Annotated in this window: 17 protein-coding genes and 1 pseudogene; 2 read left to right on the top strand and 16 right to left on the bottom strand. The window is 43.6% G+C overall.

Features of this window, described 5'->3' with window-relative positions:
• Position 1: 1 nt before the first annotated feature.
• Positions 2-733, bottom strand: a complete 732-nt coding sequence (locus tag BLV90_RS08260; protein WP_091739110.1) for an SAF domain-containing protein — start codon at positions 731-733, stop codon at positions 2-4.
• A 125-nt stretch (positions 734-858) separates the two neighbouring features.
• On the bottom strand, positions 859-1,320 hold the full coding sequence (locus BLV90_RS08255) for a prepilin peptidase (protein WP_091739107.1): 462 nt from the start codon (positions 1,318-1,320) through the stop codon (positions 859-861).
• 499 nt (positions 1,321-1,819) lie between these two features.
• Between BLV90_RS08255 and BLV90_RS08250 the strand changes: the two genes are divergently transcribed.
• Positions 1,820-2,218: a hypothetical protein gene (locus tag BLV90_RS08250; RefSeq protein ID WP_091739104.1), complete on the top strand. Its 399-nt coding sequence runs from the start codon at positions 1,820-1,822 to the stop codon at positions 2,216-2,218.
• Positions 2,219-2,404: 186 nt separating this feature from the next.
• Positions 2,405-2,758: a tetratricopeptide repeat protein gene (locus BLV90_RS08245; RefSeq protein ID WP_091739102.1), complete on the top strand. Its 354-nt coding sequence runs from the start codon at positions 2,405-2,407 to the stop codon at positions 2,756-2,758.
• A 191-nt stretch (positions 2,759-2,949) separates the two neighbouring features.
• Here the strand turns inward: BLV90_RS08245 and BLV90_RS08240 are convergent.
• From BLV90_RS08240 to hslO, 14 genes and pseudogenes are all read right to left on the bottom strand, one after another.
• Positions 2,950-3,099: pseudogene (locus tag BLV90_RS08240) on the bottom strand (toxin C-terminal domain-containing protein); the annotation flags it as partial.
• A 139-nt stretch (positions 3,100-3,238) separates the two neighbouring features.
• Entirely contained in the window at positions 3,239-3,544 is a 306-nt protein-coding gene (locus BLV90_RS08235) for a hypothetical protein (RefSeq protein ID WP_091739099.1), read from the bottom strand.
• 22 nt (positions 3,545-3,566) lie between these two features.
• Complete coding sequence (locus tag BLV90_RS08230) at positions 3,567-4,478, bottom strand: DUF4244 domain-containing protein (RefSeq protein WP_091739096.1); 912 nt, start codon at positions 4,476-4,478, stop codon at positions 3,567-3,569.
• A gap of 22 nt (positions 4,479-4,500) precedes the next feature.
• Positions 4,501-5,127 (bottom strand): YIP1 family protein, encoded by a 627-nt coding sequence (locus BLV90_RS08225; RefSeq protein ID WP_091739093.1) that lies wholly within the window; start codon positions 5,125-5,127, stop codon positions 4,501-4,503.
• A 19-nt stretch (positions 5,128-5,146) separates the two neighbouring features.
• Positions 5,147-5,608, bottom strand: a complete 462-nt coding sequence (lepB, locus tag BLV90_RS08220) for a signal peptidase I (RefSeq protein ID WP_091739090.1) — start codon at positions 5,606-5,608, stop codon at positions 5,147-5,149.
• Between the two features lie 408 nt (positions 5,609-6,016).
• Positions 6,017-6,622 carry an NAD(P)H:quinone oxidoreductase gene (gene wrbA, locus BLV90_RS08215; RefSeq protein WP_091739087.1) on the bottom strand — a complete coding sequence of 202 codons (606 nt, stop codon included), beginning with the start codon at positions 6,620-6,622 and terminating at the stop codon, positions 6,017-6,019.
• Positions 6,623-6,814: 192 nt separating this feature from the next.
• Positions 6,815-8,329 carry a lysine--tRNA ligase gene (gene lysS / locus BLV90_RS08210; RefSeq protein WP_091739084.1) on the bottom strand — a complete coding sequence of 505 codons (1,515 nt, stop codon included), beginning with the start codon at positions 8,327-8,329 and terminating at the stop codon, positions 6,815-6,817.
• A 230-nt stretch (positions 8,330-8,559) separates the two neighbouring features.
• Positions 8,560-9,558: a tRNA dihydrouridine synthase DusB gene (gene dusB / locus BLV90_RS08205; protein ID WP_091739082.1), complete on the bottom strand. Its 999-nt coding sequence runs from the start codon at positions 9,556-9,558 to the stop codon at positions 8,560-8,562.
• A gap of 40 nt (positions 9,559-9,598) precedes the next feature.
• Positions 9,599-10,156, bottom strand: a complete 558-nt coding sequence (gene folK, locus BLV90_RS08200; protein WP_091739079.1) for a 2-amino-4-hydroxy-6-hydroxymethyldihydropteridine diphosphokinase — start codon at positions 10,154-10,156, stop codon at positions 9,599-9,601.
• The gene (gene folB / locus BLV90_RS08195) at positions 10,153-10,512 is read right to left on the bottom strand and encodes a dihydroneopterin aldolase (protein ID WP_091739454.1); all 360 of its coding nucleotides are present in this window, start codon (positions 10,510-10,512) and stop codon (positions 10,153-10,155) included. Before folB ends, folK begins: the two co-directional genes overlap by 4 nt.
• Positions 10,513-10,526: 14 nt before the next feature.
• Positions 10,527-11,381: a dihydropteroate synthase gene (folP, locus tag BLV90_RS08190; protein ID WP_245726297.1), complete on the bottom strand. Its 855-nt coding sequence runs from the start codon at positions 11,379-11,381 to the stop codon at positions 10,527-10,529.
• 115 nt (positions 11,382-11,496) lie between these two features.
• Positions 11,497-12,078, bottom strand: a complete 582-nt coding sequence (locus BLV90_RS08185) for an anthranilate synthase component II (protein WP_091739076.1) — start codon at positions 12,076-12,078, stop codon at positions 11,497-11,499.
• 275 nt (positions 12,079-12,353) lie between these two features.
• Positions 12,354-13,283, bottom strand: coding sequence for a cysteine synthase A (cysK, locus tag BLV90_RS08180; protein WP_091739073.1), 930 nt, complete (start codon positions 13,281-13,283; stop codon positions 12,354-12,356).
• A gap of 141 nt (positions 13,284-13,424) precedes the next feature.
• Positions 13,425-14,309 carry an Hsp33 family molecular chaperone HslO gene (gene hslO, locus BLV90_RS08175; RefSeq protein ID WP_091739070.1) on the bottom strand — a complete coding sequence of 295 codons (885 nt, stop codon included), beginning with the start codon at positions 14,307-14,309 and terminating at the stop codon, positions 13,425-13,427.
• Positions 14,310-14,361: the final 52 nt, after the last annotated feature.

Raw genomic sequence — 14,361 nt, 5'->3', positions numbered from 1 at the left:
ATTAATTATTACTTTGTGCTGGTTGTTGTTTTGTATTGCTTCCTTGTTGGCCGGATCGGGGATTCGGTTTTTGTTGCCCCTTACCTGTTCCTGTTCCTGGTTGTTGTTTCGTTCCCTCGCCTGGTTGATCTTGTTTTTGTGGAGCTTTAAGAACCCGGATAGAATGGGCAAAGTTTTCTGCCTCAACTAATCGTTTTGATTCATCCAATGATAGCTCAACACCAATAGCTTTATTTCCTTTAGCTACACTGAATACTAACTTGTCGCTTAATAAGAATTTAGTATAACCTTTTCCATTTTCTCTTTCATAAGAGACCAAGATATCAACTCGATCCTGTGATTGAAACATATCATCAAACAAGACTCTTTCAGAAGTACGCAGACCCACTAACCTCTTCGCGGGATCTTCTAGCTGAGTTGCTGGCCTCAACACATTACTAGTTAGCTCATCCCCCTTAGCGATGGCTACAACAGAGACCTTTCCATCCAATAGCTTTAAATCCCCCACCTGATTGGGCTTATAATATCGTACAGGTATCGACTTTAAATCAAAATCTGTACGGCGCAATGGTTCCCGTGATGAGATATCACGTTTAGCAACAAGAACCATCCGCTCTTCACCCAGTCCTGCGCGTAGTGCATTACTCTCCTCTAAAAACATGTACGCAGCCACGCCTGCTAATAACACCGATAACACAGCAAATATGATAGCTCTACGTTTGGCATCTTGCATCGAAGCAACACCCTTATCCATAGAAATAAAACAGCTGAACTATAGTTGTATAAATATTTAGATATTATACGTTAGTCTGTTTTTAAATAAATATGACTTGATATTTTATGAATATACGTGTTGAATTAGATAAATATATACATTCCATAAGTGATAAGTAAACCTAATAGAATGAATGGTGCAAAGGGCATTTCCCACTTACGATCTACTTCATGTCTGTATTTTATTTTTGCGTATACTGCATAAAAAGCTCCGAGAAGATGTGATACGAAAAAAATACATAAAAACGCTTCGAATCCTAAAGTAAATGCAATTGCAGCAAATAACTTGATGTCTCCTCCACCAATGGATCGCCCCCCAGTGAGGATTGCTATGACAGCTAGCCCTAGAAAAACTCCAATTGCCGATAATCCATACTCCATCCAAGCTGTAGAACCTATAGAGAATTGTTCATAAAAGTGAACAAGAAAGCCCCACCCGAGGAGTGAGAGCACAAACCGATCATAAATTAATCGCTCGCGTAAATCAGTCCAAGTTGCGAAAAGCAAAATAACAGCAGTACCAATAAATAGTAAGTGTTGGATCATCCTGTATCTCCGTTGAAAGGATAACGTTGCTTTTTTCGTTGCTTTTCTGGAAACAATTCCTTCTAACGACTATTATATGTGAATGAGGGGCCGAAGCCAACTGTTTTTAAAAAAATATGTCAAAATAACTACAAAAAAGATGTTTCAAGCAATTAAACACGTACCAACTAATAGTGAGTACCCTGGAATTTGCGCTGTTTCAGCTAGTTTCTACACAAATAAGTGGATTAGCTCTGGCTCTCATTAGCGTTCCATTTTTAAAACAAAAGCACTATTAACATAGGTATAAAGTACTAGTCCGCATTTCCTCTTCCCTTATTAGGAGTCACCGGACCATTTCGGAAAAATTGTAAGCTAAGACATATTTCGGCCACAAAGGAGCGCCAGGATTTTACCTAGCACTCCTTTTTTAATAAAAAACAGAAAATACAATTGATTTTTTGTTCATATTGTATATAATATATTCGAAAAGTAAAATATAAAAAAAGGTGGTTTTGACATGATATTCAAAAAAATATCTGCTATGATTGCTGTTGGTGCAGTGGCTGTTTCCCTATTAATGCCATCTGCAACATTTGCAGATGGTCTCAATGCTCAAGGTTGGGATTATGTAGGAAAGAGTACATTTACAACTCAAAGTTCAACAGTTAAATCTGGTGGCGGAAATTTTCAGTTTTGCTTTAGCCAAACTTCAACCATCGTTCCTGGAAAATACGGTTTATGGGAACAAGATGGGGATGATTATCAAGCTGCAGGCGAGGTCACTATAAGAGCTGGTGCGAATCCATGTGCAGTGTTTAATGATATTGGGAAGTTTGTTGATGGTTCAAATAAGAGAGCAGAATTTCTCATAACTAAAAATAACTCTAAAACAGCCACAGTAAAATTTTATGATTGAATAAGTGAGAGTATTTTAAATTAAATAAGCGAACAAAAATTGAGGCTGTCGAGACTTTCTCGACAGCTTATTTTTACCCTTTTCATCCTCATTATAGTAAATTAGGATAGAAATATAAATAAGGAGAAAGTATTTTCACCTTAATTCATAACCCCCTAACACAAAGCAGGAGTTACTCATGGAATTATGAAGGAATTGAATTTGCTGCTATTAACCCCCGCTGAAGATTGTGTCCAACTAGCAATGGACCTCTCTGAAGAAAAGTCAAACAGATTCATTCGCTCAAGTATTCAAATGGGGCGCTTATACATAGAACAAGAAAAGTGGGCCAAAGCGGAAGCAGTATTAAACGAATCAAAGCGAATTGCTGAGGATTTAAATAACATGGTCTACTTGACTGATGCACTCCTTGCACTAGAGAGATCTTTTTTTAAGCAAAAAAATAATGCAGAGGCTATCATTTATTATAAGAGAGTGATTGATCAAGCCAAAACGTATAACTACTTAGATAGAATACCAAAGATGGTACTGGTGGACTGATTGTGTCAAAGTCCATCTACCCCTATCTCCGAAAAAGACGTCCATTCATTTTTTAAATAATGACCTGCTTTATTACGATTTGCAGGGTTATATTTTTTGACTCTCCAAAACTTCATTTTTATTCTCCTATACCAACCAGTTATTAAGTCCAACTCTGAAAAGAGGCTAACAGTCAATCAGTCGCCAATTCTTTATAAATTCGCGTCATACGTACCCATTCTATTTTTTTTGCTACCTAAATCTTTAATTGAACCAGCCATTTTCCATACACCACCATTATGACTATCTTTATCTGGGGTGATATATCTATTCTTTTTCTTAAATATTGGTTGACCATGTGTAGGAAATTACACTCAATAATAATTTAAGGACTAAGGTTCTTGTTACAAAGCGCGACAAAAAACCCCTATCAAGTTTGTTGTAGGACATTTATCCTCATGAACAAAACCCATAGGGGATTGAAATTATTCAATATGTAAATTAATCTCCCACAAACCAAATTTCTTCGCATTCTTCATTTTTCAATGTGTTAATTAGATGATCAATATCTGATATATATACTTTATTATTTATAAATAACTTCATGTTCTCTAATTCTTGTGCCAATTGATCTATTTTTGCCTGTTCCAACTTTACATCAGTTAAATAAAAATCACTCAAAGTTCTCAAAACCAAATAGCTTCTCCAATTATTGTTAGATTTAAAAATCTCATTGTGTAATGATTCGTTAAATTCTTCTCTTTTAAACAGACTACCATTTTTATAAAGAAGTATATCTAGCGCCATTCATTACCACCCTCATTTATTTTTATTTCCATTTTTTCTGTGGAAAAGAAGTTACAACTTCTCCATTTTTATTAACAACAACTCTAATTTTATAAAGTTTACTTCCATCTTCGTCAACACCAAGTGGTTCTTTATACTCTTTCTCATAAATAAATCTGTCGCCATCTTTTGTGACTCTATCCGGTTTTCTAAATGTGTTTCGGGAATATGTTCTCCACTGTCCCCCTGAAATTGTCCATTTGCTTTTGTAAGGAAATTTTTTATTTCCCATATGTCGCTCTTCTACATGTCTATTAGACTTTCTAGAAAATATTATTTTATTAGGAGGCTTGACTTTTTTCTTGTAATTTTGTTTACAATTATTCCCGGCAGCACATCCCTTGCGCTTAAACCGATTTTTCGCTCGCTTTGCGGCCCTAGATGCGTCCATGAGGTCATCCGCTTTTTCAATTCCTTTTGCGGCTCGCTTTACGTGCTTGGCGCCTGGAATAACTATACCAGCAGCAGCTATCACTCGATCTTTCTTATTCAGTTTATTACCAAAAATATCATATCCACTACCAGCTTCAAAAGCTGACTTTATATTAGAAACCACTGGAACGCTATCTAGGATAAAGCTAGTCCCTTCTTGAACTATAGGGTTATGAGTCACTTTTGAGACAGTTGATTCACTTTTGGAAGGGGGTTTTTTCTTTGGAAAAGGGGTTTTTTTGGGCTTCGGTATATCCTTCGCTTTTCCCGGTATATCTCCACCTGTAACTTTACCAGCAATTATTTGTTGAACTTTCTCTTCAATAGCATTCTTCACAGTGCCGCCAGATAAGAAATTATAAAGTACTCCAGCGATCAGTAAAGCCGCTACCAGAATAATAACATATTCAATAGTACTAGCACCTTTGCGACTTTTCAAGAGGACGCGAAAAGGATTTTGCATTCTATTGCTTCACTCCTTGAATTTATAACATAAATAAAGCAAAGCCAATGAGACTGATTAGGATCATTGCCACTATAACTACTAAAAAACTTAGTAGTAGGATCCCAAAACCTTGAATGGATGAGATATTGTGTGCTTCTCCGACGCTCTTCGATATAACAACTACATACCAAACTGTAAGAACAAGATCCATCAAACCAAAAATCCAAAACAATACTGACAGCAATACTGATGTATCCAATAGTGGGTGCAGTGTAGTAAAGTTATCCTTCTGAAAAAGTAATAGTTGAGGTATCCAAAGAATTCCTTTTACAATAAAAGGAATTCCTCCCCATGCCATGGCAATTCGTGTTTCCATCCAATCAGCATCACCGCTAAAAAATCGGCTTCCAATCCAATATATAAGCCAACTAATCACTATCCACATCACTAGACCTTGGATAATACCTAGGATCGGAGAGCCAACCACAATAAGGCCAAAGGAGTACTTATCTCCCAATGTTCGGCTTACTGCTGAATCGTAACCAAATACCAAACCAAATAATGCAACGAGTAGAAGTTGCCTTGACAAAGGTGTATCATTTATCAAACTTTGTATAGTTTCTCTTGTTCGCAACCAAATTGATAACCATGGCTTAATTTGATCCATAATAACCCTCCTAATAAATTTACTTAAAGACTAAAACACCCCGAATTTGTTTATAAGTCACAGTTCCAAATTCACGACTGTCTCTGCTTCCTGCTAAGTGGTCACCCAAAACAAATACATGGTTCTTTTCTACTGTGATAGGTCCAAAATTAGAAGAACCTTTTCCGTTGATAGGAAAATTGAATTTCTTTCGATTAATAAACACTTGCCCTCTTCTAATCTCAATTTGATCATTAGGGAGACCCACAACACGCTTGATATACTCCGCACCAATTATGGTAGGGTGTTGAAAACCAATAATATCTCCGCGGTCGATGTCTTTTAAGGCAAACTCTCGGCTAAGTACAGATTCGTGATTTGTGAGAGTAGGGCTCATGCTATATCCATCCACTTCATAAAAAAAGAAATACTGAAAAAAAATAAATATGCAAATAATCATGACGATACATACACTTAAAGAGATCGTAATGATTTTTTTCATATTATTTCTCCCTTCATTATGAACAATAGAAGTAATCCTTCTAAATCATACCAATATCATCCTTTAAGCTCAATAAAACTTAAGTACTAATACAAAGGAAATGACTTATGTTTATATAGTCAAGTATCAAATACTCTCTCTCCAAACAACGAAGGAGAAACTACCTTCTACGCATATTCTCAACCATTCAACCACAAAAGAGGTGAGTGACCCATAAATGAAAGTGAATGGAGTTTTCACAGAACCACAGAAAAGCTCCCTCTTCATTTACAAAAGGGAGCTTTTCTTACTTCTATTCTTTTCAACTCACCCCTGCTCCTAATGCAGATGTACCCCAACAATCAAAATAATGACTTGAAGTTGCAATGCAATCTCAAGTCATTATTTCGCAATGTGAGTGAGTGCCTTTTATTGCATCCTTTCCGCAACTGAAACGACACGCTTGGCCTGATGTTTCACGGCATTTTGAAAAGCTTGCTTATCTCCAACCATTTTATTGTTTTCATCGACAGATACACTGGTTCCGTAAGGATTTCCTCCTGCGCCAAAAGCGGATTGGTCGGTATATCCCGGTGCGACCACAATGGCTCCCCAATGGTACATTGATGTGTAAAGAGACAAAATCGTGGCTTCTTGTCCACCGTGAACATTTTGAGCGGATGTCATGGCGCTAACAACTTTATTAACCGTTTTCCCACTGAACCAGATGCCACTAGTGGTATCTATAAATTGCTTCATTTGGGCAGAGACGTTTCCAAATCGTGTAGGTGTACTGAAAATAATGGCATCTGCCTCTGCGACATCATCGGGGGTAGCCACTGGGATATCTTTTGTGGCTTCCACATGGGCTTTCCAAGCGGGGTTTCCATCGATCACGGTTTGTGGAGCGAGTTCTTGCACCTTACAGATCTTCACTTCAGCTCCGGCTTCCTTCCCACCCTCAGCAGCCCATTGTGCTAACTCATAGTTCGATCCAGTGGAACTGTAATAAATAATAGCGAGTTTAACGGACATAGTAAACCCTCCCTAAATATTAGTTTTATACAACTGACCTTTTTTACTATCCCTTCAAGGAAAGGTAAATATCCATTGAAAACCCCAGTCTTTTTTCTAGGACACTTAATATCACTAATTACAAACATCAAAAAAGCCTCCCTTTTCATTTACAAAAGGGAGGCTTTCTTATTTCTATTTATTCTATTCAGCTTACCCCTGCTCCCGCATCACCGGGAACAACAGCACATCACGGATCGAAGGACTATCTGTCAGTAACATGACGAGGCGGTCGATCCCGATACCGAGGCCGCCTGTTGGAGGCATGCCGTATTCGAGGGCTTCGAGGAAGTCTTCGTCCATCGGGTGGGCTTCGTCATTGCCTTGGGCCTTCTCTTTTACCTGGGCTTCAAAACGTTCCCGTTGATCGATGGGATCGTTTAGCTCAGTGAAGGCGTTGGCGTGTTCGCGACCAACGATGAAGAGTTCAAAGCGGTCGGTGAAGCGCGGATCGTCTGCGTTTTTCTTGGCAAGGGGGGAGATCTCTATAGGATGACCATAGACGAAGGTTGGCTGAATCAGGGTTTCTTCTACCTTTTGCTCGAAGAATTCATTGACGATGTGTCCAAATTTCATACCTGGTTTCGTTGTGATTCCGTGTTCTTTCGCTAGGGCCAGTGCTTCTTCATCACTCATCTTGGTCCAGAAGTCAACTCCGGTATGCTCCTTGACGAGGTCGACGATATGCTTACGTGTCCAGGGACTTGTAAGCTTGATCTCTTCCTCTGCGTAGGTGACGGTGTCTGAACCAAGCACTTCTTTGGCCGCATGGGTAATGATATTTTCGGTCAGATCCATGATGTCATGGAAATCAGCGAAGGCTTCGTATAGTTCCAGCATCGTAAATTCGGGATTATGGCGAGTAGAGATACCTTCATTCCGATAGACACGGCCGATTTCATACACTTTTTCAATACCACCTACGATGAGGCGCTTTAGGTGTAGTTCGATAGCAATTCGCATGTAGAGTTGCATATCGAGGGCATTGTGATGGGTGATAAAGGGACGCGCTGCAGCCCCACCGGGAATCGTGTGAAGTGTAGGGGTTTCTACTTCTAAATAACCCCGCTGATCCAGGTAGCGGCGAATCGAGCTAATAATTTTGCTCCGGGCAACAAAGGTGTCCTTTACTTCTGGATCCATGATGAGATCGAGGTACCGTTTACGATAACGAAGTTCAACATCTTTAAGACCATGGAATTTTTCTGGCAAAGGGCGCAGGGATTTGGATAGGAAGGTAAGTTCATGAGCTTTGACACTAGTCTCCCCACGGTTGGTTTTAAAGACAATCCCGCTGATACCAAACCAATCCCCTAGATCGGCACTGGTAAAGGTTTCGTATTGTTCCTCGCCAACAGCATCCTTACGGACATAGATCTGGATACGGCCAGATTGATCCTGTAAATGAGCAAAGGAAGCTTTTCCTTGCTTTCGTTTAGCAACAAGTCGACCGGCGATCACAGCGGGTTGGCTTTTTTCTTCTAGCTCTTCCTTGGAAGACTCACCATATGTGGAGAGAATGTCCTGGGCGAGATCTGTGCGATCAAATTTTTGGCCAAAGGGATCAATGCCTCGTTCACGTAAGGTGGTTAGTTTGTCGTGCCGAATTTGCAGAAGCTCGTTAAGCTCTTCTTCCTGCAACAGTGCTTGTTCTTCTTCTCGACTCACGTCGGATTCACACCTTTCCAAATAGCAATACGCCCTGTTAACCGCTATACCACTCGTTATGGGCAAAAGATCGAGGAATTAGACCGATAAAAGCCGCCTTAGCCGGCGGCAAAATGATTCTACCGTGGAATAAGAATGCTCTTTTCTATCATATACCCGCTCGTCCATAAGGGACAAGCGGGTATATGGGAGAAAATAACGTAAAGAGGTGTCTTAAGAGCTACAATTCTTTAAGCGGGAACTACCTTTTTACGCTCTTCTAAACCAGTGACAAAGTCCGCCAATACCTTCGCCATCCCGTCCCGTGTCACTTGTTCGTTCACCTGATCCTTAATCCGGGCGCCGCCACGTAATCCACGTAGATACCAGGCAGCATGTTTGCGCATTTCGCGCACCGCTACATCTTCTCCCCGAAGGGCGATTAGCCGATCCATATGAAGAATGGCGATATCGATTTTCTCACGTGAACTAGGCTCTGGTGCCAGCTCTCCATTGGTCAAATAATGAATGGTGCGGTACAGCATCCATGGATTCCCCAAAGCCGCCCGCCCGATCATGACCCCGTCGCACCCGGTGGTATCCAACATGCGCCGGGCATCTTCTGGCGTCTGTACGTCTCCATTGCCAATCACTGGGATATTGACCGCTTCCTTCACCTGGCGAATAATGTCCCAATCCGCTTTACCGGTATACATCTGTACCCGGGTACGACCATGAACGGATACCGCTTGCCCACCAGCTCGCTCCACGCGCTGTGCATTCTCAACAGCATAGATATGCTCCTCATCCCAGCCGATGCGCATCTTCACCGTAACCGGCTTATCCACTACATCCACTACCGCCGAAACCATCTCCTCAATCTTATCGGGATTGAGAAGCCAGCGGGCTCCCGCATCACATTTGGTCACCTTCGGTACAGGACATCCCATGTTGATATCGATGATGTCCGCATTGGTCTGCTTGTCGACGACACGAGCGGCCTCTACAAGGGAAGCTTTATCTCCGCCAAAGATTTGAAGGGAGAGGGGTTTTTCCCGCTCATCGACATAGAGCATCTGCTTGGTTCGTTCATTCCCATGGATGATCGCCTTATCGCTCACCATCTCAGCGCAGACGAGGCCTGTGCCAAATTCCTTGGCGATGAGACGAAAAGCCGGGTTACATACGCCGGCCATCGGAGCCAGCACAACATTGTTCTGTGTTTCCACAGAGCCGATTTTTAATTTCATCCCTTCACACCTCCTTCATATGGATCGGTTTTCTTGAAGCTCATTTCTGATCGAGAGAGTTCATAGGTGAGCTATCCCTAGGTAACCAAGACAATGGATGGCCTAAACAGACTAACTCCTCGTTCTCCCCCTTCTCCACTTGTTCCGCTCTCCACTTGGCGACACTTTTTTGTGTACCTGGGACTATCACATCGGGAGCAAGATCCGCAAGGGGGGCGAGAACAAAGGAACGGGTTGTCATCCGAGGGTGGGGAACTCTCAGGCCCTCCTCTTGAATGATCTCATCTCCATATAAGAGAAGATCTAAATCAATTGTTCTCGGACCCCAGCGTACCTTACGCACACGATGAAGCTCCTTCTCCACCGCAAGTAGATCCTGCAGTAATTCCTCTGGAGTACGAATGGTTTCAAGGGCGGCACACAGGTTTAAAAAGTCAGGCTGATCTCGTAAGCCCCATGGCTCTGTCTCATAGACCGGAGAGATCCCAGTCACTCGGAGTCCTGGACGATTATCCAAATGGTGCAGGGCATCCGTGAGATAAGCTAGCCGATCACCCAGGTTGGTTCCAAGACCAATATACGCTGTCTTCTTGGTCATGTTCTCCCCCGGTGGATCCCCACCCCTACGGACTCGTAGTGACCTGGGATCGGTGGATCCGGCTTGGTCACACGAACGCGCACCTCAAGCACAGGGAAATTCGTGAGAATATGGTCAGCGATTGTTTCTGCGAGCGTCTCCACGAGGGTGTAAGTATTTCCTTCGACGACTCCCTTAACCACCTCATAAACTGAGGCATAATTGACCGTAAGTTCCAGATCATCCGCATCCGCAGCAGGCTTTAAATCCTTGGATAACTCCAGATCCACTAAGAATCGCTGACCAAGGCGATTCTCTTCGGCAAATGCCCCATGGTATGCGTAAAAGGCCAATTTGTTAAAAAAGATCGTATCTATCCTACTCACTCCTCTCACACCGCTCGCACCATCGCATCGGTCATCCGCGCTACACGGACCATTTCCTTCACATCATGAATCCGGATCATCTGACAACCCTTAGTAATTCCCAGGGTCACGGTAGCCGCAGTTCCTTCGATACGCTCGGTTACTGGTAGACCTAGTGTGTTGCCAATCATCGATTTACGTGATGTGCCCAGGAGCACAGGGTAACCAAGACCGACGATGCGCTCCAACTGACCCATGACAGCGAGATTGTCCTCGTTCGTCTTCGCAAATCCGATTCCAGGGTCGAGCAGAATTCGGTTTCCCTGTACACCCGCCGCATGGGCAAGCGCGACACTCTCCATCAATTCCTGGCATATTTCGTCCAGCAAATGGTTGTAGCCCGTCTTCTCCCGATTATGCATCAGGATGACGGGCACATCCAACTCAGCAACAACCTGCGCCATCAAGGGATCTTTCTTCATCCCCCATATATCATTGATGATGTGTGCGCCTGCCTTCACTGCATAGCGAGCAGTTTGTGCTTTATAGGTATCGATGGAAATCGGCAGATCTACTTCCTGAGTAAGTCGCTCGATCACAGGAAGCACCCGTTCCATTTCTTCCTCGCAAGAAACGGACTGATGGCCGGGTCGGGTGGATTCCCCGCCCACATCGATGATATCCGCCCCTGCCTTTACCATTTCTTGAGCATGGGCTACCGCTACATCTAGTCGATGATAACGCCCTCCATCTGAGAAGGAATCCGGAGTCACATTGAGGATTCCCATAACGATGGTACGCTCATGAATAGGTAAGGAATATGGACCCACTTGGAGCGGACCTGAAAGGGGAGTCGGTAACACTCCCATCGATTGCGTCATGAGTAGAATCTCCTTCAATACTTCGCTCTGACTTGCAATTGAAACCGTAGAATAGATCTCCTGATCCAGGATGCCCTTTTACAATCGATGCACCGTAATCAAAGGAGTGAGCCTGTCATACAGGTATTGTTCGATATGTTGCAAGGAAATTAGCCAACATCCGCTTACCATCCTCCGTCAGGATCGATTCCGGGTGGAACTGTACACCCTCGAGTGGAAATTCGCGATGACGGATCGCCATCACTTCCCCTTCGGTGGTCTCCGCACTAATTTCAAATTCAGGAGGAATACTCTCTCGTTCTAGAATGAGTGAGTGATAGCGATTGGCTCGAAATGGAGAGTGTATTTCAGTGAAGAGTGTCTTCCCATCATGAAAAACAGGCGAGGTTTTCCCATGCATCAGCCGTGAAGCACGCACTACCCGCCCCCCAAAGGCCTGGACGATCACCTGATGTCCAAGGCAGACACCCAGGATCGGGAGCTTGCCAGCTAACTGACGCACCAAATCTAAGCTAATACCTGCCTCATCAGGATTACCTGGGCCAGGTGAGATTAGCACAGCGTCAGGGGATATTGCCTCTACTTCCTCCACCGTAATCCGGTCGTTTCGATATACCTGAATCTCTTCACCCAATTCACCAAGGTATTGCACCAAGTTATACGTAAACGAATCGTAGTTGTCGATTACTAAGATCATCTCTATCTCGTCTCCTCTCAACTATCTCGTCTCTACTTCTCTTGACTAACCATCATCGATAGTGTAAACACCTTAACCATCCCTTTACCCATTCTTCCCTGAAGAAGACTTCTTTCCTCATGATAGGGTAAAAGGGCATTATCCTTCCCATTAGTTTACACCAAAACTCATAGGGAAAAAAGAGTTCCCTGCTGAAAAACCCTTCCAATTGCCGGTTGATATGCTCCGTTTAGTTTTTATAAAAAAGAGAGCCCTCACAGGCTCTCCTTGACTATTTACTCCTCATCAAACTGATATAGCTCAGTGGTGAGATAACGCTCACCATTGGACGGAATAACTGCAACCACCCGTTTCCCTGCACCGAGTCGCCGGGCAACCTTCATGGCAACCGCTACTGCCGCACCAGAAGAGATACCACCGAGAATTCCCTCTTCCTTTGCCAACCGGCGAGCCCAGGCAAAGGCCTCCTCATTGTCGATCGTCTGTACCTCATCATAGATGCTAGTATCTAAGATTTTTGGCGCAAATCCCGCCCCGATTCCCTGAATTTTATGAGGACCGGGTTGTCCACCGGAGAGAACAGGGGAAGCAGTCGGTTCCAAAGCGATAATCTCGATGCCAGGGATTTTCTCCCGCAATACTTTTCCAGCTCCAGTGATCGTGCCACCCGTACCAATTCCTGAAACGAAGGCGTCAATCTTACCATCCATCTGACGAACCAACTCAGGACCTGTCGTCTCCTCATGAATCTTTACATTGTCCGTGTTGTTAAATTGTTGAGGCATAAAGTAATCCGGGTTCTCTTGTTGGATTTCCTCTGCTCTTGCAATGGCACCTTTCATACCCTCCGGCCCAGGAGTAAGAACCAATTCAGCACCATAGGCACGTAGAAGATTGCGCCGCTCCATACTCATGGTCTCTGGCATGACCAATAGAGCACGATATCCCTTTGCCGCAGCCACCATCGCCAAACCAATCCCGGTATTACCACTTGTAGGCTCGATAATTGTAGAACCTGGCTTTAGATCGCCTCGTTGTTCTGCCTCTACAATCATGCTATACGCAATACGATCTTTCACACTACTGCCAGGGTTAAAGTATTCCAGCTTCAGATAGACATCAGCGTCAGACTTCCCTACAATCCGGTTCAGTTTGACGACTGGGGTTTCCCCGATCAATTGTAAGATGTTGTCGGCTACGCGCATGAGAAAACCTCCTCTAAGATAACCAAGTAGTTCCGTAGGTATATATGGTTTATTTTATTCAGCAACATCACTTTTGTCAATCAAAAGCACATGGTGATGGAGCGTTCCAGATTAAAAACACCACATTTAGCCTGCAAAAGGTTACTCCGCTTCTAATTCTCTCTTGATATCCTCTAATTGCTCACGGGTGAAGGTATACGCCTCATTACAAAAATGACAAATTACCTCGGCCTGACCTTGCTCCTCTATCAGATCTGACAGTTCCTTAGGACCAAGGCTTCTCAATGTACTTTCAATTCGCTTACGAGAACAATGGCATTGAAAAGATACCTCTTGCTTTTGATGCAGGCTCCATTCTTCACCAAGTAACCGGTACAAAATCTCCTCCGGCCCTGCTCCTGCTTGCATCTGTTGCGTCACTGAGGGCATCTCTTGAATACGCTTCTCCAGCTGTGCGTTGAGTCCATCATCTGCTCCTGGCATCATCTGTAGAATAAATCCACCCGCATGAAGAATCGACGCATCCCGATCCACCAATACGCCTACACCCACAGCGGAGGGAATTTGATCGGATACCGTTAAGTAATAGGTGAAGTCATCACCTATTTCCCCCGAAACCAAGCTCACGCTTCCGCGATAAGGATCTTTTAAGCCAAGATCCTGTATGATGTTCAGGCTTCCTTGTCCCACAGCACGAGCAACATCCAGTTTACCAACGCTATTCAACGGGAAATCTACAGCTGGGTTATCTACATACCCTCGGATATGGCCCTGGGCATCTCCATCGACCACAATTTGGCCAATCGGTCCATCACCTCTAACCTGAACCGTCAACCGATCTGTGGGATTCTTCATCATCATCGCCATCATTGCCGTAGCAGTAGCTGTCCGGCCAAGTGCCGCACTCACAACGGGCCATGTCTGGTGCCGGCGTTGCATTTCGCTGACCAATTGGGTGCTCCTCGCAGCAAAGGCCCGCACCTGTCCATCATAAGCTGTACCACGGATCACGTAATCGTTACTCATAACCTACCCTACCTTCCTAGTGATAAACCCTTAGTCAAAAAGAAACCCTCTC

The sequence above is a fragment of the Marininema mesophilum genome (assembly GCF_900106775.1).
Lineage (GTDB): Bacteria > Bacillota > Bacilli > Thermoactinomycetales > DSM-45169 > Marininema > Marininema mesophilum.
This window is presented reverse-complemented; position numbering and strand designations above follow the sequence as displayed.